Annotated in this window: 25 protein-coding genes; 14 read left to right on the forward strand and 11 right to left on the reverse strand. The window is 41.5% G+C overall.

Features of this window, described 5'->3' with window-relative positions:
• Nucleotides 1-289: 289 nt before the first annotated feature.
• The 7 genes from HUS62_RS23230 to HUS62_RS18595 all read right to left on the reverse strand — a co-directional run bounded on the left by HUS62_RS23230 (nt 290) and on the right by HUS62_RS18595 (nt 4,490).
• The gene (locus tag HUS62_RS23230) at nt 290-700 is read right to left on the reverse strand and encodes a hypothetical protein (protein WP_282658491.1); all 411 of its coding nucleotides are present in this window, start codon (nt 698-700) and stop codon (nt 290-292) included.
• 11 nt (nt 701-711) lie between these two features.
• A complete protein-coding gene (locus HUS62_RS23235) occupies nt 712-1,131 on the reverse strand; it encodes a GNAT family N-acetyltransferase (RefSeq protein ID WP_258536814.1) in 420 nt (139 codons plus the stop codon).
• A 167-nt stretch (nt 1,132-1,298) separates the two neighbouring features.
• The gene (locus HUS62_RS18575; RefSeq protein ID WP_175080745.1) at nt 1,299-1,577 is read right to left on the reverse strand and encodes a hypothetical protein; all 279 of its coding nucleotides are present in this window, start codon (nt 1,575-1,577) and stop codon (nt 1,299-1,301) included.
• Nucleotides 1,578-1,712: 135 nt separating this feature from the next.
• Nucleotides 1,713-2,006, reverse strand: coding sequence for a putative quinol monooxygenase (locus HUS62_RS18580; RefSeq protein WP_175080746.1), 294 nt, complete (start codon nt 2,004-2,006; stop codon nt 1,713-1,715).
• A 169-nt stretch (nt 2,007-2,175) separates the two neighbouring features.
• Nucleotides 2,176-3,012, reverse strand: coding sequence for a ScpA family protein (locus tag HUS62_RS18585; RefSeq protein WP_055198728.1), 837 nt, complete (start codon nt 3,010-3,012; stop codon nt 2,176-2,178).
• 8 nt (nt 3,013-3,020) lie between these two features.
• Nucleotides 3,021-3,641: an L-threonylcarbamoyladenylate synthase gene (locus HUS62_RS18590; protein ID WP_055021149.1), complete on the reverse strand. Its 621-nt coding sequence runs from the start codon at nt 3,639-3,641 to the stop codon at nt 3,021-3,023.
• Nucleotides 3,642-3,650: 9 nt separating this feature from the next.
• Nucleotides 3,651-4,490 carry an RNase RNM gene (locus HUS62_RS18595; protein WP_175080747.1) on the reverse strand — a complete coding sequence of 280 codons (840 nt, stop codon included), beginning with the start codon at nt 4,488-4,490 and terminating at the stop codon, nt 3,651-3,653.
• A gap of 524 nt (nt 4,491-5,014) precedes the next feature.
• Here HUS62_RS18595 and HUS62_RS18600 point away from each other — a divergent pair.
• The 6 genes from HUS62_RS18600 to trpA are packed head-to-tail and all read left to right on the forward strand — an operon-like array spanning nt 5,015 to nt 11,575.
• Entirely contained in the window at nt 5,015-6,583 is a 1,569-nt protein-coding gene (locus HUS62_RS18600; RefSeq protein WP_055021151.1) for an anthranilate synthase component 1, read from the forward strand.
• Nucleotides 6,583-7,188 (forward strand): aminodeoxychorismate/anthranilate synthase component II, encoded by a 606-nt coding sequence (locus tag HUS62_RS18605; RefSeq protein WP_175080748.1) that lies wholly within the window; start codon nt 6,583-6,585, stop codon nt 7,186-7,188. Before HUS62_RS18600 ends, HUS62_RS18605 begins: the two co-directional genes overlap by 1 nt.
• 9 nt (nt 7,189-7,197) lie before the next feature.
• Nucleotides 7,198-8,217 carry an anthranilate phosphoribosyltransferase gene (gene trpD, locus HUS62_RS18610; RefSeq protein WP_175080749.1) on the forward strand — a complete coding sequence of 340 codons (1,020 nt, stop codon included), beginning with the start codon at nt 7,198-7,200 and terminating at the stop codon, nt 8,215-8,217.
• Nucleotides 8,210-9,574, forward strand: a complete 1,365-nt coding sequence (gene trpCF / locus HUS62_RS18615; RefSeq protein ID WP_175080750.1) for a bifunctional indole-3-glycerol-phosphate synthase TrpC/phosphoribosylanthranilate isomerase TrpF — start codon at nt 8,210-8,212, stop codon at nt 9,572-9,574. The genes trpD and trpCF overlap by 8 nt, the downstream gene beginning before the upstream one ends.
• Before the next feature lie 7 nt (nt 9,575-9,581).
• Nucleotides 9,582-10,766 (forward strand): tryptophan synthase subunit beta, encoded by a 1,185-nt coding sequence (trpB, locus tag HUS62_RS18620; RefSeq protein ID WP_138619900.1) that lies wholly within the window; start codon nt 9,582-9,584, stop codon nt 10,764-10,766.
• Complete coding sequence (gene trpA / locus HUS62_RS18625; protein ID WP_055021153.1) at nt 10,763-11,575, forward strand: tryptophan synthase subunit alpha; 813 nt, start codon at nt 10,763-10,765, stop codon at nt 11,573-11,575. The genes trpB and trpA overlap by 4 nt, the downstream gene beginning before the upstream one ends.
• Nucleotides 11,576-11,629: 54 nt before the next feature.
• On the opposite strand, the gene HUS62_RS18630 is transcribed toward trpA, so the two are convergent.
• Together HUS62_RS18630 and HUS62_RS18635 are read right to left on the reverse strand one after the other, a co-directional pair.
• Entirely contained in the window at nt 11,630-12,202 is a 573-nt protein-coding gene (locus HUS62_RS18630; protein WP_054561226.1) for a type 1 glutamine amidotransferase domain-containing protein, read from the reverse strand.
• Between the two features lie 137 nt (nt 12,203-12,339).
• A complete protein-coding gene (locus tag HUS62_RS18635) occupies nt 12,340-12,609 on the reverse strand; it encodes an HU family DNA-binding protein (RefSeq protein ID WP_054561225.1) in 270 nt (89 codons plus the stop codon).
• A 194-nt stretch (nt 12,610-12,803) separates the two neighbouring features.
• On the opposite strand from HUS62_RS18635, the gene HUS62_RS18640 reads away from it, so the two are divergent.
• Both HUS62_RS18640 and HUS62_RS18645 read left to right on the forward strand, forming a co-directional pair.
• Complete coding sequence (locus tag HUS62_RS18640; RefSeq protein ID WP_175080751.1) at nt 12,804-13,391, forward strand: inner membrane-spanning protein YciB; 588 nt, start codon at nt 12,804-12,806, stop codon at nt 13,389-13,391.
• 58 nt (nt 13,392-13,449) lie between these two features.
• Nucleotides 13,450-14,088, forward strand: a complete 639-nt coding sequence (locus tag HUS62_RS18645; RefSeq protein WP_054552911.1) for a type II CAAX prenyl endopeptidase Rce1 family protein — start codon at nt 13,450-13,452, stop codon at nt 14,086-14,088.
• A 55-nt stretch (nt 14,089-14,143) separates the two neighbouring features.
• Here the strand turns inward: HUS62_RS18645 and HUS62_RS18650 are convergent, their stop codons facing one another.
• Nucleotides 14,144-15,568 (reverse strand): sodium-dependent transporter, encoded by a 1,425-nt coding sequence (locus HUS62_RS18650; protein WP_175080752.1) that lies wholly within the window; start codon nt 15,566-15,568, stop codon nt 14,144-14,146.
• A 176-nt stretch (nt 15,569-15,744) separates the two neighbouring features.
• On the opposite strand from HUS62_RS18650, the gene HUS62_RS18655 reads away from it, so the two are divergent.
• The 5 genes from HUS62_RS18655 (at nt 15,745) to HUS62_RS18675 (ending at nt 18,858) form a co-directional block, all read left to right on the forward strand.
• Nucleotides 15,745-16,044 (forward strand): YciI family protein, encoded by a 300-nt coding sequence (locus tag HUS62_RS18655; RefSeq protein WP_063704552.1) that lies wholly within the window; start codon nt 15,745-15,747, stop codon nt 16,042-16,044.
• Nucleotides 16,045-16,195: 151 nt separating this feature from the next.
• Nucleotides 16,196-16,447, forward strand: coding sequence for a PepSY domain-containing protein (locus tag HUS62_RS18660; RefSeq protein WP_054552908.1), 252 nt, complete (start codon nt 16,196-16,198; stop codon nt 16,445-16,447).
• A gap of 2 nt (nt 16,448-16,449) precedes the next feature.
• Nucleotides 16,450-17,124, forward strand: a complete 675-nt coding sequence (locus tag HUS62_RS18665) for a response regulator transcription factor (RefSeq protein WP_054552907.1) — start codon at nt 16,450-16,452, stop codon at nt 17,122-17,124.
• Nucleotides 17,118-18,455, forward strand: a complete 1,338-nt coding sequence (locus tag HUS62_RS18670) for an ATP-binding protein (RefSeq protein ID WP_058584761.1) — start codon at nt 17,118-17,120, stop codon at nt 18,453-18,455. The genes HUS62_RS18665 and HUS62_RS18670 overlap by 7 nt, the downstream gene beginning before the upstream one ends.
• On the forward strand, nt 18,442-18,858 hold the full coding sequence (locus tag HUS62_RS18675; RefSeq protein WP_062565116.1) for a hypothetical protein: 417 nt from the start codon (nt 18,442-18,444) through the stop codon (nt 18,856-18,858). Before HUS62_RS18670 ends, HUS62_RS18675 begins: the two co-directional genes overlap by 14 nt.
• A 47-nt stretch (nt 18,859-18,905) precedes the next feature.
• On the opposite strand, the gene HUS62_RS18680 is transcribed toward HUS62_RS18675, so the two are convergent.
• On the reverse strand, nt 18,906-19,943 hold the full coding sequence (locus tag HUS62_RS18680; RefSeq protein WP_058584824.1) for an AI-2E family transporter: 1,038 nt from the start codon (nt 19,941-19,943) through the stop codon (nt 18,906-18,908).
• 152 nt (nt 19,944-20,095) lie between these two features.
• On the opposite strand from HUS62_RS18680, the gene HUS62_RS18685 reads away from it, so the two are divergent.
• Nucleotides 20,096-20,686, forward strand: coding sequence for a hypothetical protein (locus HUS62_RS18685; protein WP_175080753.1), 591 nt, complete (start codon nt 20,096-20,098; stop codon nt 20,684-20,686).
• Nucleotides 20,687-20,732 lie beyond the last annotated feature (46 nt).

A 20,732-nucleotide genomic window follows, 5' to 3' on the forward strand; every position in this document is an offset into this window, starting at 1 on the left:
TGACAATCATCTAGCTCTGCCCAAGATTTAGCGTCGTACCGGCCATCCGGTAATAGATAAGCATCATCTTTATTCAACTCATCCTGCGTCACTTCAGCAAATACACGATTAATATCTACACCTACCATTAATTTATCCCTAATTTCATTCTTATAATTTAATACTCTCAAATAACCTGTAATTGTCTAGTTAAGACACGCATACGAATCAATAAATTTCCACGTATGAAATTGGCTTGTATAAGGCATTAATTTTCAGATAAGGAAATTGGTAACTCGACTGAATAAACTCAGCCGATTTCAAAAGAAGTCACACCAAAAATACGATTTAATGGCAAACTCGGACATTCGCAGGTATACATTCTGGCGGTTTCGAACGACACTTGCATGTTGTACTTCTGTGCTAAAGCGACAGCAGCTTGATTTATTTCTGGCGTATCAAGGAAAATAGCGTCAGAGGCACTCACTTTAGATTTTAAAGCAAGGAACAAAGATTCAGCCAATTCTGGTGAGTCGGCAAATAAAGGGCCAATCTTAAAGCCGTTCTGACATTTGCGAATTACCCCGTATCCTGCCAATTCCCCATTGCTCATTACGCCCAAAGCGTCGCATTGGGGTTGGCTTAACCAGGCTCTAGTAAAGTTTGCCCTATTTACTGGGAAAAAAGCCTGTTCGTATGCGTCAATAATTTCGAATGGCACGGCATTAAGATCTACAATATCTGCATTTTGCGGTGACCTACTCCTGCAAAACGGATATTGCGATAAGCCAAGTTAAAACCAGATTTTTTATAGTTTTCTTGCTGTTCCACCACACCATCAAGGCCGATATTCAACCCTTCAAGGCGCTTTAATGCGGCATTCCAGATTTGTATTCCGTAACCTTTGCCACGGTAATCAGGTTTAACAATGTAGAAGCCAATAAAGCCAAATACATCGCGGTAATTAATAGCAGAAATTGTAGCGATAGGCTCATCGTCTAGAAAACCAACCAGAAATCCTTCAGGATCAGCAGCAAAATAACAATCTGCATCATTAAGGCCTGGATTCCAACCTTCTGCTGCAGCCCAATCAATCATGAGTTCGACTTCCTGTTTGGTCATGGTTTTGATTGTAAAGTGTTTACTCTGCATCTGCTTTCCTTAAAAAATTGAAAATAACTAAAACTTAATAGCTCTTTGTAAAGGGTGCTACTTAGAGTATGCCTATTTTTACAATTGCATACCTAAATATAGACAGCTAACTAATTGGAGCATGCTTAAGTTAGCCGCTATAAAAACGTATAGATATTCTAGAGCAATTATATTTTACTTGCTGTTATTTCAATCCTGTACACTTCAACACCCTCAGTGCCCACCTCAATCGTTGCAGGTTCATTAAGGTTTACCATTAACTTAGGTTCTTGAAATTTAAGAATATCATCTGCAGTCACTGTTTGAGTTTTGTCTTCTTCAGTTTTAACAACGTGCGTTTTTACAAGTTGATTATTCAAATAAAGGTTAAGGTCTAATTGCAAACTTTCTGCAGCTGAGGCACCAAATGCAGCGAGAGATAACAGTACCATTCCTAACTTTTTCATTATATTTTCCTTAATAGTAGGCTTACCCCAAAATGGGAAAAACCAACTTATCAGGTACTGAGACTTGGCGCAATTGTTTAACACTCTGTAAGTTAAGTGTTTTTATTCGAATATGAAGCAAATTTTCGTGACGACCTATTTCTTGACTGGTGATGACTCAAAGATCTCGTAATGTCGCTCAACACAGCTGGTTACTTTACCCCATAAAGAGTTTTTAACTCTTTGCTGATGATATTCAAATGCCGATTTATCTATAAATTCTTCAAATACATCAAAGCGAAGTGGGATTTCTGCATGTTCAGTAACACTGAAAGTAATGCAACCAGGCTCTTCTAAGGTAAGACGCCTATTAGTCACCAACTCAGATTTAACGTTCTCTAAGTCAGACTCAGGAACTAAAATAAACCCTTTCAACGTTACTTTTGACATAAATATCCTTTTAGAATGAGTCGGAACATAACGACAAGAACTGAACAGTCGCAAATTGCTGGCGCCCTGATATATTTATCTGGTCCCCAACAAGTAATGATCCAGTTTTAATAATTGATCTAATGCCTTTAAAACTTACCGCTTAAAGCTTAAAGCTATTAACTTCCAGCTATTCGCTTTCTTCCACCAAACCAACATAAATCTGGCTATTGGCATCTACCTGAAAGCAGCTGATCAGGTTTTCTTTCACCAACTCTAACATGGCGATAAAACTAACGACAACACCACTTCTGCCCTCTTCTACCGTAAAAAGAGTACTAAAAGGCAACTGTGATTGCGCTTCTGAGAGTTTATCTAAGATTAAGCTCATCCGTTCACGGGTCGATAAGGCTTCTGCGGTAATATGATGGTGTTCAAATGTTTTAGCTCGGGCCATAACGTCGCTTAGTGCAACTAACAGGTCTTTCATGTCAACGTCAGGTAACAGTACCTCACGCTCACTCAATTCTGGCACCAGTGCTTCGGCTACAAATATATCGCGGCCTTCGCGAGGGATCTCATCAAGATTTTCTGCGGCTTTTTTAAATTGTTCGTATTCTTGTAAACGTCTTACAAGCTCAGCTCGTGGGTCTTCTTCCTCTTCAAGCTCTTCATGTTTTGGTAATAATAATCGTGATTTAATTTGTGCTAATAACGCCGCCATCACAAGGTATTCACCAGCCAGTTCAAGCTGAAACTCGCTCATCATTTCAACATAACTAACGTATTGCTCTGTAATACTAAAAATAGAGAGCTCTAGTACATCGAGTTTATGTTTTTTGATTAAATACAAAAGTAAATCGAGAGGACCTTCAAAGGTTTCTAAAATGATCTCTAATGCATCGGGTGGGATGTATAAGTCTTCAGGTTTATCGACCACCGCTTTGCCATGCAAAAAAGCCAGTGGCAGCTTTTGCTGTACTGGCTCTTGTAAATTATCTGGCGCGTCAAGCTCTGGGCTAGTCAATGAAGTCTCTACTCAAATGGTTTAGTATCACCACAACCCACACGTAAGATTTCGATATCATCATCCGACAAGTCAATTACTGTGGTTGCCTGTTCAGGAAGATAACCACCATGAATAATTAAATCAACTTGCTTTTCAATGCGATCGCGAATTTCATCAGGATCAGCCTCGGTATATTGCTCACCCGGTAAAATTAAAGAACACGACATTAACGGCTCACCTAATTCAGCCAATAAAGCACAGGTGATTGGGTGTTCGATAACACGAATACCAATGGTTTTTTTCTTTTCGTTTAATAAACGCTTTGGTACTTCTTTAGTGCCTTTAAAGATGAAAGTATAAGGCCCAGGGGTGTTATTTTTAATTAATCTAAATAACTGATTATCAACACGAGCATAGGTAGATAGCTCTGATAAGTCACGGCAGACTAAAGTAAAGTTATGGTGTTTTTCAATACCACGAATACGTTCGATGCGCTCTTTTGCTTGCTTATTACCAATGTTACAGCCAAGTGCATAACCCGAATCGGTTGGGTAAACAATAACACCGCCCTGCTTGATAATATCAACCGCTTGGCTGATTAAGCGTGGTTGCGGATTATCTGGATGAATATGAAAAAACTGACTCATTACACGCTCCTATTGCCCTTCCCATGCTTGCCAAACCCCTTGGCAATCTTTTGGTAAGTATAAATTTTTACCTAACTCCAACCAACTGGTCGGAAAATGAAAATCTGACCCTTGTGACGCAAGTAAGCCATATTCACGACTCAGTTCACCTAAAAACTGGCGCTCACTGGGTGCTTGCTGTGGTTGTGCCACTTCCATAGCATCGCCACCCGCGTCTTTAAATTCAATAATTAACTTACGTAGCCATTTGTTAGACATTTGATAACGCCCAGGATGAGCAAGAACGGCAACCCCACCGGCTTGGTGAATGGCAGTAATTGCGGTTTGCATATCACACCAACTACTTGGTACATAGCCTGTTTTTCCTCGCCCTAAGTATTTTTTAAATACCCCAGGAAAGTTTTTAGCAACACCACGCTCAATCAGAGCTCGGGCAAAATGCGCCCGTGTGATCTGAGCGTTTTCAGCAAATGTTTTTGCTTGGTCGTAAATGCCTTCAAAACCATTTTTAGCAAGGCGACGACCGATCTCTAAAGCGCGATCTTCACGCTTGCCTTGTTGCGCTTGTAATAATGACAACAGTGAGTCATTTTCATCATCAACATTTAAGCCAACAATATGAATTTCGAAGCTTTCCCATTTTGTTGATACTTCAACACCAGCAATTAATTTAAGCGGTAAATTATCATCAGCTATGACTTGGCGAGCTGGTTTTATGGCACTTAACGTGTCGTGATCGGTAATTGCAAACACATCTATGTTTTTCTCAACCGCGCGGTGTAACAATTGCTCGACTGATAGCTGACCATCTGAGTATGTGGTGTGGCTATGTAAATCGTATTTTATCAAAGGGAAAGACTGCTTTACGTAAGTTCTTGAATCAATGATGTGAGTATAACAAAAATTTAGTGCCAAGGCGTGATTATCTTTTTAGGTTAGACATATATACCCACATAAATGGGCAATTGCGAGGGGTAAATGCCCAACACGTATTAATATGTAAATTAATGCTTGACAGTATTGGCTTAGGTACGCTTTACTGTATGCACTTTCAGACACGTTAAATAAGAAACAACAATGAACAAAACAATTCAAATCACAATTTGGTGGTGGCACTCGTAACTAGCGGGTGACGAATTGTCGTGTCTAACGATTTCAAAACCCGCTCATGTAGCGGGTTTTTTTATATCTAAATTTTAAGGTTTTATAATGAATTACATAGCAACTCTTACACATCATTGGTGGTGGCGCCTGGCTTAGCGGGACGGTAAGGGTCTATCTAATTTATAGGCATCTTTATACGAACCCCGCCAAGCATAGCTTCGCGGGGTTTTGTTTTTTAAAGAGTTTTTGGGAATGAGGGAGAATGAGGTTTGATTTTTAGTCATATAACAACGACACCGGGTGAAGTAACCAGTATCACTCAAGTGCGCGACTACATCAGTAGCCCACTTGCGTTATACAGTTTACTCGATAAGCCTAATTCACTGCTGTTAGAGTCTGCTGAAATTGATTCTAAAGACAGTGTAAAAAGTCTAATTTTGGTTGACTCAGCGCTACGTATTGTTTGCCAAGGCAAACAGGTCACACTCACTGCACAGTCAAATAACGGCAAACAATTACTGCCTTATTTACAAACTCATGTGCAAAACTGCTCTGCTGAGCTTGTAGAAGACACATTAACGTTAACCTACAACGAGGTAGCAAGCGACATTGATGAAGCCAGTAAATTAGTAGCAGATAACGCTTTTAGTGCGCTACGTAGCTGTATTAATAGTATTAAAAGCACCACAGACAACCCATTTTCTGTGTTCTTAGGCGGTGTATTTGCCTACGATATGGTTGCTAATTTCGAAACTCTTTCTGATGTGCCTGACGGCGAAAACAGCTGCCCAGATTATGTTTTCTACCTAGCCGAAACGTTAGTTGTCATCGACCATCAAGCAAAAACAACCGAGCTAATTGGCAATGTATTTAACGGCCCTGAAGTTCATGCTAATTGCTTTGAGGTTGGTCAACAGTTAGAGCGTTTAAATGCCGTATGTGACAATGCACAAAGCTACCAAGGGCAAAAGCAAACCGGCTCAAACCCAATTTCTGTTGATGTTAGCGACGAGCAATACTGCGAACATGTCATCAAGTTAAAAAACAACATCGTTGATGGCGATATTTTCCAAGTTGTTCCATCACGTACTTTCTCTCTCGCCTGCCCTGACTCACTTCATGCTTACAGCCAACTAAAACAACAAAACCCAAGCCCATATATGTTTTACATGCGCGATGAAGAATTTGTGTTATTCGGCGCATCACCCGAGTCAGCCCTCAAATACTGCGCAGAGAGTAAACAAGTTGAGGTATACCCAATTGCTGGTACTCGCCCTCGTGGCAAGTTTGCTAACGGGCAAATTAATCCAGACCTAGACAGCCGCATTGAGCTTGAACTTCGCAACGACCAAAAGGAACGTGCCGAGCACCTGATGTTAGTTGATTTAGCGCGAAATGATGTAGCCCGTATTAGCGTACCAGGCACACGTCACGCGAAAGAATTATTAAAAGTAGACCGCTACTCACAAGTGATGCATTTAGTTTCACGCGTGGTGGGTACTTTAAAACCTGAACTCGATGCGCTACATGCTTACCAAGCTTGTATGAACATGGGCACCTTAGTGGGTGCACCTAAAGTACGCGCGGCTGAGTTAGTTCGTCAAACCGAACAAAAACGCCGCGGCAGCTATGGCGGTGCTGTGGGTTATTTAACGGGCGATGGCGCCATGGATAGCTGTATTGTTATTCGCTCTGCCTTTGTTAAAAATGGCACGGCCTACGTACAAGCAGGTGCAGGTGTTGTGTTTGATTCAGATCCACAATCAGAAGCCAATGAAACCCGCGCTAAAGCACAAGCTGTGATCACTGCGATTCAATCGACTTACGAGGCACAATAATGACGACAACATCAGCCTATAAAATCTACTTTTTAGATAACTTTGATTCATTTAGTTATAACTTAGTCGATGAACTTTCTATGTTAGGGTGCCAGTTAGTGGTATACCGTAATAACATCAGTGCACAAAGCATCTTCGACAAAATGTGCCAAGAGACCGTACCTGTGTTACTAGTGCTATCACCTGGCCCCGGCGCACCATCTGATGCAGGTTGTTTAATGGAACTCATTGAACTGTGTAAAGGCCGTTTCCCTATGCTGGGCATCTGTTTAGGCCAGCAAGCACTAACACAAAGCTACGGTGGGGTTATTGGTCATGCAGGCGAAACTGTGCATGGCAAGTCATCAATTATTGCGTTGACTGAGCACCCAGTATTCGCGGGTATGGGCGATAAAATGCCAGTTGCTCGTTATCATTCATTAATGGCAATCAAAGTCCCTGATGACGTTGAAGTAATTGCTTGTTATGAAAATATTCCGATGGCAATTTACCATCAACAAGATAATGCCCTTGGCTATCAGTTTCATCCTGAATCAATTTTAACGCCAAATGGCGCATTGCTATTACAGCAAAGCATTGAATTTTTAACCGCACGCGTGCAGTAGAGGAATAACATGGAAGCAACAACTCAAACCCAGTTAAACCAATTATTAGCAAAGCAAGATTTATCGTTTTCGCAAGCAACTCAATTGTTTGATGCCATCATGAATGGCAAGCTTAATGATATTGAATTAACTGCAGCACTTATCGCCCTAAAACTAAAAGGCGAAACAAGTGATGAAATCGCCGGTGCTGCGGCATCAATGCGCGCCAATGCAGTGCCATTTCAAACCAACAAAACCTTGCTTGCTGATAGCTGTGGTACCGGTGGCGATGGCTCAAACACAATTAATATTAGTACCACGGCTGCTATTGTTGCCGCCGCTGCGGGCATCAATATGGTCAAACATGGTAATCGCAGTGTGTCGAGTAATTCGGGCTCTGCGGATTTACTTAAAGCCTTGGGTATCAATATAGATATGAGCCCTGAGCAAGCGGCCCATTGTTTAGAAAATACCGGCTTTACATTTTTATTTGCGCCGCATTATCACAGTGGTGTACGCCATGCGATGGGTGTGCGTACGGCCCTTAAAAGCCGCACAATTTTTAATATCTTAGGGCCACTGGCCAACCCTGCTGCCCCTGAGGTGCAATTGCTTGGTGTTTATGACCCTTCGCTGTGCTTACCAATGGCCGAAACCTTAAAAACCCTTGGCACAAAACGCGCTATGGTGGTTCACGGTGCAGGCACTGACGAAATTGCCTTACACGGGACAACCAAAGTGGTTGAACTTAATAACGGTGAACTGAGCGAATACACGCTAACAGCGAGCGATTTTGGTCTTGCAAACTATTCACTTGAACAACTAGCAGGCCAAGGCCCAGAATATAACGCAAAAGCAAGCTTAGCGATTTTACAAGGTCAAGGTGAAATGGCGCATAACGCAGCCATTATAGCCAACGTTGCCGCCCTTCTTTATTTAACCGATAAAGCAAGCGATTTAAAAGCAGCCGCAGATCAAGTAAGCGAATTATTAGCATCAGGCAAAGCGATGGACACATTGAACGCAATTATTGAGGTAAGTCATGGCTAACGTGTTAGACAAAATTGTTGCCGACAAACGTATTGAATTAGAACAAAGAAAAGTACAGCGCCCGCTTGAGTCATTCATTAGCGAGGTTGTGCCAACCAAGCGAGACTTTGAAGGCGCATTAGCAGCAACCGGTACGCAGTTTATTTTAGAATGTAAAAAGGCCTCACCGTCAAAAGGGCTTATTCGCGAACCATTCAATTTAGAGGAAATTACATCGGTTTATAAAAAGTACGCAACCTGTATGAGCGTACTAACGGATGAAAAATATTTCCAAGGCAGCTATCAGTACCTTGAATACGTGCGCAGCCAAGTGGAACAGCCGCTTATTTGTAAAGATTTCTTTATTGATGAGTACCAAGTTTATTTAGCACGCTTATCTGGTGGTGATGCCATTTTATTAATGCTCTCAGTTCTTGATGACGAGCAATATTTAGCGCTTCACAAGGTGGCTGATTCTTTAAATATGTCAGTACTCACTGAAGTCAGTAATGAGCAAGAAGTTAGTCGTGCACTTGCACTTAATGCCAGCCTAATTGGTATCAATAACCGCGACCTTCGTGATTTAAGTACTGATCTTGCAACAACTGAGCGTTTACGTCAGCTTATCCCAAATGACAAAGTAGTGATTTCAGAATCGGGCATTTATACCCATAAAGATGTAAAACGTCTTGCACCATTATGCGATGGCTTTTTAATTGGCAGCTCACTGATGGCTGAACGCGACTTAGAAGCCGCGTGTCGTAAAGTGATTTTAGGTGAGAACAAAGTGTGCGGTTTAACCCGTTCACAAGATGCGATGGCAGCCTACGCCAGTGGTGCTGTGTATGGTGGCTTAATTTTTTATCCTAAGTCACCGCGCTATGTCGATATAGACTGTGCCAAGCAAGTTACGCAAAGTGCCCCACTCGCGTATGTAGGTGTGTTTGTCAATGCACCTCTAGAACAAGTGGTCGATTATGCACAAAGCTTAAAATTAGCGGCCGTGCAATTACATGGCGATGAGAATAGCGAGTATATTCAAAGCCTCAGAAAGCAATTACCGCTTGGCTGTGAAATTTGGAAAGCCCAAGCCGTTAAAGGTGAATTACCTAAACCGCTTGAAGGGGTTGATCGCCATTTATACGATACTTACAGCAAAAGCCAAAAAGGCGGCACAGGCGAAGCATTTGATTGGTCAGTGCTAGAGACGGCAACCGTGCCGTTTATGTTAGCCGGGGGTTTAAACCCAGAAAATATCCATGCAGCGCTTTATCGCGGTGCTAACGGCCTTGACCTAAATTCTGGCGTTGAAGCGTCAGCGGGTAAAAAGTGCCAAACAAAATTACAAAATGCGTTTTCGCATATCAGAAATTATTGAGGTTAGAATGCAAAATCCAGCTTATTTCGGTGAATTCGGTGGTATGTTTGTACCACAGCTGCTTGTGCCAGCACTCAAGCAACTAGAAGCAGAGTTTAATAAATCACAAAACGATCCTGCTTTTCAGGCTGAGTTTGAAAAACTATTAAATGAATACGCAGGTCGCCCTACACCATTAACACTGACACGTAACTTAGTTAAAAACCCTAAGGTAAAACTGTATTTAAAGCGTGAAGATTTACTCCATGGTGGTGCGCACAAAACCAATCAAGTACTTGGTCAAGCACTCCTTACCAAACGCATGGGTAAAAAAGAAGTCATTGCAGAAACAGGTGCCGGCCAACACGGTGTTGCAACGGCCCTAGCCTGTGCCTTACTAGGCTTAAAATGCCGTATTTACATGGGTGCAAAAGACGTTGAACGTCAGCAACCAAATGTATTTCGTATGAAACTAATGGGCGCAGAGGTTATTCCTGTCACAGCGGGCTCTGGTACCTTAAAAGATGCCGTAAACGAAGCCCTTCGTGACTGGTCAGCAAATTACAAAGATGCTCACTATTTACTAGGCACTGCAGCAGGCCCTCACCCATTCCCAACCATGGTGCGTGAGTTCCAAAAAATGATTGGTGAAGAAGCAAAACAACAAGTGCTTAAAGCAGAAGGTCGCTTACCAGATGCTGTGCTTGCTTGTGTAGGTGGTGGTTCTAACGCCATTGGAATGTTTACAGACTTTATTGATGAGCCAAGCGTTAAACTAATTGGTGTAGAGCCCGCAGGTAAAGGCTTAGATACCCACCAGCATGGTGCAACCTTATGTAAAGGCACCAAAGGCATTTTACACGGGACCTATACCTACATTATGCAAGATGATGATGGTCAAATTGAAGAGTCTTACTCTGTATCAGCAGGTCTAGATTACCCTGCTGTTGGCCCACAGCATGCTCACTTGCATGAAACTGGCCGTGCTGAGTACGTAGGTATTACCGATACTGAAGCGCTTGAAGCATTCCAACTACTGGCTAAGAACGAAGGGATCATTCCTGCACTTGAATCAAGCCATGCCCTAGCATATGCCCTTAAATATGCCGAGCAACAAACCGAAGACACCATTTTAGTGGTTAACCTAAGCGGCCGAGGCGATAAAGATTTGGCTCACGTACACAGTGTTTTATCAGAAGGAGGCGCACTATGAGCCAGACTAACCGTTACGGACAACTGTTCGCCACATTAAATGAAACCAACCAAGGTGCTTTTGTACCCTTCGTTACGATTGGCGATCCTAATAAAGCACTGAGTGTAGAAATCATCAAAAGCTTAATTGATGGCGGCGCTGATGCCCTTGAGCTAGGTATTCCATTTTCTGATCCGATTGCTGATGGCCCAGTGATCCAAGCTGCTAACATTCGTGCACTTGATGAAAACATTAATACCCAAGATTGCTTTGATATCATCAAACAAGTGCGCCAGTACAATGCCGATATTCCAATTGGCCTGTTATTGTATTCAAACTTAGTGTTTAAACGTGGCATTGAGAAGTTTTATCAAGATGCTAAAGAAGCCGGTGTCGATTCAATTTTAGTGGCTGACGTGCCGCTACATGAATCAAAGCTATTTCGCCAAACAGCAATGAAAAATGGCATTGACCCAATTTTTATTGCTACACCGAATGCTGATGATGACACTTTACGAGAGTGTGCGTCATATGGCCGTGGTTACACATACCTTCTTTCACGCGCAGGTGTGACAGGCACAGAAACCAAGGCACAAATGCCAGCAGATTCATTAGTTAAAAAACTAAAAGATTACCATGCTGCACCGGCATTATTAGGCTTTGGTGTATCAACACCGGAAGATGTTAAATCAGCACTTGAGTCAGGAGCCGCTGGTGCGATTTCAGGCTCTGCGGTTGTTAAAATCATCGAGGCAAACCTTGATGATCAAGCAGCAATGCTAACTGGTTTAAAAGAGTTTGTAGCCAGTATGAAAGCAGCTACAAAGTAAGTTTGTTTTATTACCTCAAAAAGGGCCATAAAGGCCCTTTTTTGTGCTTAACAATTAATGATGACGGTGCACACCCTCTTTAATCTCTTCGATAAACTTACGATTAAAGGCCTCTAAGTCGGCTGGGCTTCGGCTTGTGACTATGCCCTCATCTACACACACCTCTTGATCAACCCAATTAGCTCCTGCATTGATCAAATCTGTTTTGATACTTGGGTATGAGGTTACTTTGCGCTCCCGTAGTTTGTTAATTTCGGCTAATAGCCATGGACCGTGGCAAATCGCGGCGATAGGTTTGTTTTTACCGGCACTGAAAAAACCATCAACAAAGGCTTTTGCTTCGCTATCTTGACGTAACGTATCTGGGTTGAATAAGCCACCAGGCAGAAGTAACGCGTCATACTCTGCAGAGTCTGCTTCGCTGACTACACGGTCAACACTGACTCGCTCACCCCATTGGTTTTCATCCCATGCTGTGATATCGCCACGCTCAAGTGACACAACTTCGACAAGTGCACCAGCTTCTAATAATGCGCTTCGTGGTGACAATAGCTCGCTTTGCTCAAAACCATTGGTTGCAAGAATGGCAATCTTTTTACCATTCAGTTGGCTATTTAAATTTGACATGTTATCTCCTTATTTAGGTAAACCTAAACAATTAATAGCAGACAACATGCCAAACTTAATAGATTGAAAATATTGAATAAATTTTCAAGTGTTCTATTTATGCTCTGTAAATACTACACCCGCTTTGCAAATCCTGCTTATAAACCGTCTTTGAGTGCTTTAGCAGGTTTAAAAACTGGCTTGTTAGCGCCTTCTATTTCAATTTCTTCACCGGTTTGTGGGTTGCGTCCTTTGCGTGCTGGGTAATAACTTAGAGCAAACGTACCAAAGCCATTAATTTGCACTTGGTCGCCCTCAGAAAGAGACTTTTCGATAGCATTTAACATGCTGGTTAAGGCAGCTTGAGTGTCTTTTTTTGTTAATTCACTGTGGGCAGCCATTTGCGATACTAACGCGGCTTTATTCATAAAAAGTGCTCCAAAATACGCCGCTTAATCATCTGAGGTTAAGCGGAAAAAGATAAGGTAAAACAACCTAAACGCAGGTTTAGGCCAGATTGGCTCGGGAGGCTAAGCTTTCAGGGCTGTTAAGTCAACCTTGTATCTTGCGTGATAACTTGATACAACCCAGTATCTTTTTAAATTAGAGCATTTATAAATTTATGCATGCGATTATTGAATACATCCCGCTGATTTTATTTTTTGCGGTTTTCAAGTTAGTTGATATTTATTGGGCAACAGCCTTGCTGATGCTAACCACCTTAATTCAAGTTGCTTACTGTTATTTTAAAGATGGTAAAGTGCCAACCCGTCACTGGGTGTTTTTTGCTATAGCGGTGGTGTTAGGTACCCTCACCTTAGTGTTCCACGATGAGCAGTTTGTGAAATGGAAAGCCACCATTGTGTATGCCATTTTCAGTGTTACTTTGTTAGTAAGCCGCTATGTACTTGGCAAAAACCTAGTGAAAAAAGCGCTTAGCTCGATTTTAGAAAATGCCTCTGAGAGTAAACAAGAAATCAACGTACCTGAAGCGCTCTGGAACAAACTTAACCTATTTTGGGTTGCGGTGACTGCAGGTATCTCGGCGCTGAATATCTACATTGCCTATAACTTCTCGCTCGATTTTTGGGTTAACTTTAAAGTGTTTGGCTTAATGGGCATTACCTTTGTTTGCGTGTTAGCAACGATCATCACCCTATTCAAATACTTACCTGAAGATGACGAAGAGAAAGATCAAAAGCAATCTTAATGTCATAAATCTGTCGTCTTAGCTTGTTAGCGTAAACAAAAAACACGCTGAGACGACATTGAACGCTAACCAATACCGCTGGCTTGAATTTACCCTCATATTTGTTTCTTTGCCGCTATTAGGCTTCTTTCTTCGTGCCTACCTCGCTAACTGGCTTATTCCTGCCCTTATTATTTTAATGGCCGTGTGCGGCATGTTGCTTTTATCTGATCCCCATTTTAAACGCTTTCGTTTAACTAGCCTTGGGCAATTTAGTGCGGTAAAACGTCGCTTATTTAGTTTCTTCTTTTTAGGGGCGTTATTCTCCGGAATGTTTTACGGCATCATGAACCAAGAAAACTGGTTTTCACTGCCACGAAACTCATTTAACGATTGGCTAATGTTGTTATTGCTCTACCCCATTTTATCGGTGATGCCGCAAGAACTTATTTTTAGAACCTATTTTTTCCATCGTTATAAACGCATTATGCCAAGTAAAACAGTGCGTATTATTGTCAGCGCATCAGTGTTTGCGTTAGCTCACATTGTCTATGCGAATGTATTGGCCGTACTGTTGGCATTTTTAGGGGGGCTGTTGTTTTCTTATACGTACGCGCAAAGCCGCTCAACCTTCGTGTGTGTGATTGAACATAGCTTATGGGGACTTTGGATGTTTACCCTTGGCTTGGGTGATGTGCTTGATGCGGGGGCCTTTTAATGTAATAGGTATAAAAAAGCCGCGCAAAGTGCGCGGCTAAGTATTAAACTGGTTTTTAAAATCCGAAAATACTAAATGCAAAAAACTTAGTCGCCACCGTATTTACAAAGATTAGTAATAAAATGGCAGGGATAAACGTTGATAGCGAGAAGTTCACATACTTCTCTGTAAAGCTACCAACATAGCCTTCACAGCCTTGGCTTAGCTCTGCCGATAAGTTTGCTTTTTTCCAACGATACATAACGAATAAACACACCATTAAACCATTAAGCGGTAAAATTGTGTCGTAAAACACATCATAAACGATATCAAATAAGCTCTTATCTGCACCGCCATAGCTAACAAACTTTGTAAGCGAGTCAACCATACCAAATGACATGGTACACAGCACAGTCAATACACCTGTAGATAAGGTTAAGATAGCCAGTGCTTTTTTACGGCTGATACCTTTGCGGTCACTTAATGTTGCAGTTGGCACCTCTACAATTGATACAAGTGACGTAATTGCAGCAAAAAAGACAAGTAAGAAGAATACAAACGCAACAATTGATGCACCCACGTAGCCAATATCAGCTTGTAACGCTAATAAAATTTTTGGTAGGTAGACAAAAATCATCGATACTGACGAGTCAGATAAAGTACTTGGGTCAGTATCTGGGTTAAAACTGAAAATAGCTGGAAGCACCATTAGACCAGCAATAAATGCCACCATCGAATCAGTAACTGCAACCATTTTTGCACTACCAACAATATCGTCTTTCTTAGAGATATACGATGCATAGGTCATTAAGATACCCATACCTAGTGACAACGAGAAAAACGCTTGAGCTAATGCACCATTTAATACGCTGGCATCCATTTTTGAAAAGTCAGGCACAACATAGTACTTAACACCGGCCATTGCGTTATCAAGAGTTAGTACGTATACAACCAATGCGGTGAGTAGTACAAATAAAGCTGGCATCATAAACTTAGCCGCTTTTTCAATACCTTCTTTAACACCGCCCACTAAAATCAAGTTAACGATGATGGCAACCACGGCCATGTAACCAAACACGGTGTAGCTATTGATAAAAGTGCCAAAGTTATCTGGCTGGGCCAAGGCATCTAGATTACCAAATGCGGTTTGCGATAAATAACCGAAAATCCATACCGTGATCACCATATAAAAAACAGCAATCATAAATGGCGTTAATACGGCTAAAAAGCCAGCAAAGTTCCATTTAGGATCATTGCCCGCTAAAAATTTGTATGAACCAAGTGGATCTTTTTGCGCTTTACGACCCATGGCCATTTCAGCCATCATCACTGGCAAACAGATAAAAATGACAAACAATGCATAGACTAAAAGGAAAGCACCACCGCCGTTTTTTGTAGCTGAAACCGGAAAACCCACTAAGTTTCCGATACCTACAGCAGAACCGGCTGCCGCTAAAATAAAACCGAGGCGGGAGCTAAAATGCTCGCGTTTTTCGCTCATTTAAAAACCTTATTATTATTTTCTCAACCCAGCGACTCTACCAGTGTTACACCGCGTATTTCAAGCTTTATAAGTTAAAGTTATATGGGTTTGTGTAAAGATTATTACGCGAATAATCTCTCGTCTATTGCTAAGAATATGCTACTATTTTTTAAAAATAACATTGAGAACACACCATGCTGTATATGATTTATTCAACTGATGTTGAAAATAGTTTAGAGGCTCGCAAATCTGCACGCCCTGCTCACTTAGCACGCCTTCAAGAATTAGACGATCAAAACCGTTTATTTACGGCAGGCCCATTGCCAGCCATTGATAGTGAAGATCCGGCTGACGCTGGTTTTACTGGTTCATTAGTGGTAGCAGAATTTGACTCATTAGAAGCTGCACGCGAATGGGCTGCAAACGATCCGTATATTGCGGCGGGTGTTTACGACAACTCAGTCGTAAAACCATTTAAAAAAGTATTTGGTTAACCTCTGAACTTAACTGAATCAATAATTCAGTGTTTGTTCACGGCTTATTAACTAAGATTTGGCTATTGAATTACAGAATTTAACGTAATTACTTGAATTTTAGTTAATTGGTTAATTAAACTAAATGGGTCTGGTTTAGGAGTTCCCCGTCATGCGCATATTATTAGCCTTCAGTTTTAGTCTTTTATTTGCATTATCAAGCTTTCATGCTGATGCCAATAAGAAACAAGCCCAAGAGGTGACTAAAAAGCAGGCTGTGACGATCGCCAAAAAATCTGAAGACGGCCGAACCCTAAAAATCACAGAGCAAGATAAAGTATTTACCGTAAGAATTTTAAAAACGAACGGCCACGTGGTTGATGTCCATGTGAACAAAAAAACTGGCGAAGTGAAAAAGGATTAAGAATGCGAATTTTAGTTATTGAAGATGATTTACACTTAGCAGATAACCTTCGTAATGCCCTAGAAAAAGAGCGTTACAGCGTTGACCTTTGTCACGATGGTGAAGCTGGTTTATTCCATATTACCGAATACCCGCTAGATATGGCGGTAGTCGATTTAGGCTTACCTAAAGTAGATGGTATTGAATTAATTACCAAAGCACGTGCACAAGGTATTACTATTCCTATTTTGATTTTAACGGCACGTGACCGTTGGCAAGATAAAGTAGAAGGCTTAGATGCTGGTGCAGATGACTACCTAACTAAACCTTTCCACGTTGAAGAGCTAATTGCCCGCTGTAATGCACTTATCCGCCGCAGCGCAGGTAAAGCAAACCCAGAAATGACAGCTGGCCCTATTAAAATTCATACTCGCTCACAGCAAGTATGGGTAAACGATAAAGAACTTAGCTTAACAGCATACGAATACAAAGTTTTAGAATACCTAATGGTTAATCCACAAAAGGTAATTTCTAAATCTGAATTAACAGAGCACATTTACGACCAAGACTTCGACCTTGATTCAAACGTGATTGAAGTTTTCGTATTGCGTTTACGTAAGAAGCTTGACCCTGATGGTACCCTAAACCCAGTTGAAACATTACGCGGCCGTGGTTATAGGCTAAAAAGTCAGTGGTAGCATCGCAAATACCGCTTAAAGTAAGGCAAGGATTTATCCTTGTCTTTGTTTTATTAGTCGCCCTACCAATTCTGTTTTTCTCAATTGGTAAGGCTTACTACGCCTCTTTGGTCGAAGCGACCGAAAAAACCCTCGAAGCTCACTTATATTCATTAATCTCTGAAGTCGATTTCACTGAACGCGGCATCGTTATGCCAAGTACTATCTTAACGCCAGAGCTAAACAGATTAAACTCAGACACCTATGCGATGGTTTATCGCGGTGACTTGCCGGTTTGGTACTCCGAATCGGCGACCAATATCAACTTTATTCCTGATAACTTTGAAGCCCCTGCAGGCTCTGCTGATTTTCGCCGTGTTGAATACAACAATACCGTGTACTGGCAGTTAACGCTTACCGTTATTTTAGAAAACATTGACCAATCAGAGCATGCACGTTTTATTCTATTAAAGCGTAATGATGCCCTACTGAGGCTGATGGATGGCTTTAAGCAAACACTCGTAAATTGGATGTATGTCATGGGTGTGGCCATTGCTGCGCTAATGGCAATCGGTTTTGTTTGGAGTGCAAGGCCACTGCAACGACTCGACAAAGAAATAAAAGCCATTGAGTCGGGTGATAACCAACAAATTAAAGGTCTTTACCCGGTTGAACTACAAACTATTAAAGCCGATTTAAACTTATTGCTTGAATCGCAGCAGCGCCAAAAAGAACGTTATCGCGCGTCATTAAGCGACCTTGCTCATGCATTAAAAACACCTTTGGCAGTGCTTAAATCTAGCCCATTGGCCAATGATGCGGATGCACAAGAGCAGCTGGACCGTATTAATGTGATGATCGAACACCAGTTAAAGCGCGCTGCAACAGGTGCGTCTGACACCTGGAAGAAACAAACTCATATCAAGCCTGTTATTGATTCAATCTTAAGCGCGATGAGCAAGGTTTATCGCGACAAAGATATTATTTTTACCTCAGAGGTCAGCGAAAAAGACTATTTCTTAGGTGATAAAACAGATTTGATGGAACTACTTGGTAATTTAATCGATAATGCCTGTAAAGCTTGCCGTTCACAGGTCGATATAAAGGTTAAGCAGAACAAAAAGTTAACGCTCAGTATAAGTGATGATGGCCCAGGTGTACCTGAGCACAAGCGTGAATCATTACTAACTCGCGGTACCAGACTCGATACCTACGAAAGCGGCCATGGTGTCGGCATGGCTATCGTGTCGGATTTAGTCAACTCGTATAATGGCACATTAACCATTAAAGACGCAGAGAAACTAGCCGGTGCTGAGTTTATATTAGAGTTTAATTACCATGATAAAAAATAAAACATCAATACTCGTAAAAGGCAGCTTTTTAGCTTTAATTGCAAGTGCATCACATGCTCAAGCAGAGCAAACGTGTGAGCTTGCGAGCAACAATACCGATGACACAAAACGCTATATTCAATGTCTAGATCAAGTTATCGCCGATATTCAGCGTGACCAAAAGATGTGGATTAATAAGCTCACTATGGATCTTGAGAAAATTAAAGAAGATACTGGTAACAGCCAATTGCTACCAATTTTTAATCGCAGCATCAAGAACCAAGAGCGTTATTTAGAAGACAGCTGTCGTTGGCGTTATTTACAAAAAATGCCAAATGGTACGAAAGCCGCTATTGCTTACAAGCAATGTGAAATTGAGATCCTAAAAAACCATGTGCAGGTTTTACAGCGACCTCTAAAGTGATAACTGTTGAACATATCGAAAAGTAAAAAAGGCGCTTAAGCGCCTTTTTAATCTTCAAGTTTTAGCTCTTCGCCATTGCCAAGCAAGGTAGCAAGCCATCGCCCTTCTTGACTAGTCTCTAAGGCTATTTTAACTATCATGGTCAATGGAACTGATAACAGCATACCCACGGTCCCCATCAGCCAGCCCCAGAAAATCAAGGATAAAAACACCACTAGCGTCGATAAACCCAGCCCTTTACCCATAAAACGCGGCTCGACGATATTACCCATCACCGTGTTTATAACTAAATAGCCACCAGCAATAAACCCTGCAACCAGTGGGCCTTGAGTGATCAAAGCGAGTAACACTGGAGGCACAGCGGCAATGATAGAGCCAATATTAGGAATGTAGTTAAGCATAAAGGCCACTACAGCCCAAAGTATAAAATAATCAACATCAAGAGCCCAAAGCATAAAGCCTGCAAGCATACCTGTGCCTAAGCTAACCAGCGTTTTAATAGCCAGATAAGAATTAATTGAATCTAAGAATCGGTCAACCTGCTGCATTTTCATTTCAGGATCGTCCAGTGCTAAATGCACTTTTTTACTCAGCATAGGTCCTTCAAACAACATGAACACCACGGTTAGGATAATCAAAAACAAATTCGCCATCACGCCACCAAGGCCTGTGAGCATGTTGGTTGCAACATCAATCATTTTGCCCGGATCGAATAAAGAAATAATCTGTTCTTTATCAATCAGGATGTTATAACTCGCTGCAACATTAACCACCCAGACAAACTCTTCTTTTAGTTGTGCTTTGTACTCAGGCAGCTTTTCAGAGAAATCTGTCATCGATTGCCCAACCAACCCGGCAAGGCTTATCCCTACACCAACAATCATCAACATAACAAACACAACGGCAATCCCTTTAGGGATACCGTATTTAGCAAAGAAACGAATTAAGGGATTACAAATAATGGCAATAAAGGCTGCCAACACAAATGGGATAACAATCACACTTGCAGCTTTAATACCCGCTAAAACAACGACTAAAGCAGCAAATATCACTAAACTTTTATTTACACCAGTCAGGCTCGACAAAATAAAATCCTTGTTAGTTTTTTTATCAGTGTAAGTGAAATACGCCGCAAAAGAAATCACAAAGCAGCTGGCACAATTAATGCTCATTATACGTGCATAATTTGAACAATTTATGATACATATAAGTAAGCGTGCTTTAAAAGGAGCTTTATATGGCACATTTATCCGAACAAGAACTCTCTTTTTTCAACCGTTTATTCGAGGCTGAACGGACTGATAGCGATCCAACCGATACAAAAATGTCTGTTAGGCTTAATTTGCCTGATAAATTAAATGGTTTACTTACCAATGCCAAACTGACACTACTGGCTGAAGTAGGGATTTATCAGTTGTGGTTTCCGCTTGAATTTAGCAAGGACGAGAATGGCCAACTGTTCCCTGTACTTAGCGCACCAGAAGTAATAGATACCAAAGGTATCGAACGCAGCTGGCGTACGCCAGATCTTGAAATACACACCGAACAATTTCAAATATTGTCTTTATCAAGTACGGGCGTGTTACTTAAGCCAAAGCGTCAATCACCCGATCTTAATAAAGAGATACTGTTGGCATTTAATTTACCTACTGAAGATCACATTATTCTTAGTGTGAAGCCAATACGAACGACCAGTAAAGGAATTGCCGGAAAAATAATGCAAGTGTGTCAGGGTGAAGATGCACTGCGTAAATACTTATTTGAGACCCATAAGCACCATCATGCAAAGCTGTACGAGCAAGGTAACTTTACTACTGAGCTTATCTAGTTGCAGCAGCTTAACAGCTTAGATAAGCTTGGCGTTTTGCAGCAAG

It is taken from the genome of Pseudoalteromonas sp. 0303 (assembly GCF_013349995.1).
Lineage (GTDB): Bacteria > Pseudomonadota > Gammaproteobacteria > Enterobacterales > Alteromonadaceae > Pseudoalteromonas.

Coding starts and splice junctions, on each gene's coding strand:
- HUS62_RS18590 (WP_055021149.1), bottom strand. CDS start 3,641: ATGAGTCAGTTTTTTCATATTCATCCAGATAATCCGCAACCACGCTTA.
- trpD (WP_175080749.1), top strand. CDS start 7,198: ATGGAAGCAACAACTCAAACCCAGTTAAACCAATTATTAGCAAAGCAA.
- trpB (WP_138619900.1), top strand. CDS start 9,582: ATGCAAAATCCAGCTTATTTCGGTGAATTCGGTGGTATGTTTGTACCA.
- HUS62_RS18580 (WP_175080746.1), bottom strand. CDS start 2,006: ATGTCAAAAGTAACGTTGAAAGGGTTTATTTTAGTTCCTGAGTCTGAC.
- HUS62_RS18685 (WP_175080753.1), top strand. CDS start 20,096: ATGGCACATTTATCCGAACAAGAACTCTCTTTTTTCAACCGTTTATTC.
- HUS62_RS18675 (WP_062565116.1), top strand. CDS start 18,442: ATGATAAAAAATAAAACATCAATACTCGTAAAAGGCAGCTTTTTAGCT.
- HUS62_RS18575 (WP_175080745.1), bottom strand. CDS start 1,577: ATGAAAAAGTTAGGAATGGTACTGTTATCTCTCGCTGCATTTGGTGCC.
- HUS62_RS18640 (WP_175080751.1), top strand. CDS start 12,804: ATGCATGCGATTATTGAATACATCCCGCTGATTTTATTTTTTGCGGTT.
- HUS62_RS23235 (WP_258536814.1), bottom strand. CDS start 1,131: ATGCAGAGTAAACACTTTACAATCAAAACCATGACCAAACAGGAAGTC.
- HUS62_RS18605 (WP_175080748.1), top strand. CDS start 6,583: ATGACGACAACATCAGCCTATAAAATCTACTTTTTAGATAACTTTGAT.
- HUS62_RS18655 (WP_063704552.1), top strand. CDS start 15,745: ATGCTGTATATGATTTATTCAACTGATGTTGAAAATAGTTTAGAGGCT.
- HUS62_RS18665 (WP_054552907.1), top strand. CDS start 16,450: ATGCGAATTTTAGTTATTGAAGATGATTTACACTTAGCAGATAACCTT.
- HUS62_RS18650 (WP_175080752.1), bottom strand. CDS start 15,568: ATGAGCGAAAAACGCGAGCATTTTAGCTCCCGCCTCGGTTTTATTTTA.
- HUS62_RS18635 (WP_054561225.1), bottom strand. CDS start 12,609: ATGAATAAAGCCGCGTTAGTATCGCAAATGGCTGCCCACAGTGAATTA.
- trpCF (WP_175080750.1), top strand. CDS start 8,210: ATGGCTAACGTGTTAGACAAAATTGTTGCCGACAAACGTATTGAATTA.
- HUS62_RS18660 (WP_054552908.1), top strand. CDS start 16,196: ATGCGCATATTATTAGCCTTCAGTTTTAGTCTTTTATTTGCATTATCA.
- HUS62_RS18630 (WP_054561226.1), bottom strand. CDS start 12,202: ATGTCAAATTTAAATAGCCAACTGAATGGTAAAAAGATTGCCATTCTT.
- trpA (WP_055021153.1), top strand. CDS start 10,763: ATGAGCCAGACTAACCGTTACGGACAACTGTTCGCCACATTAAATGAA.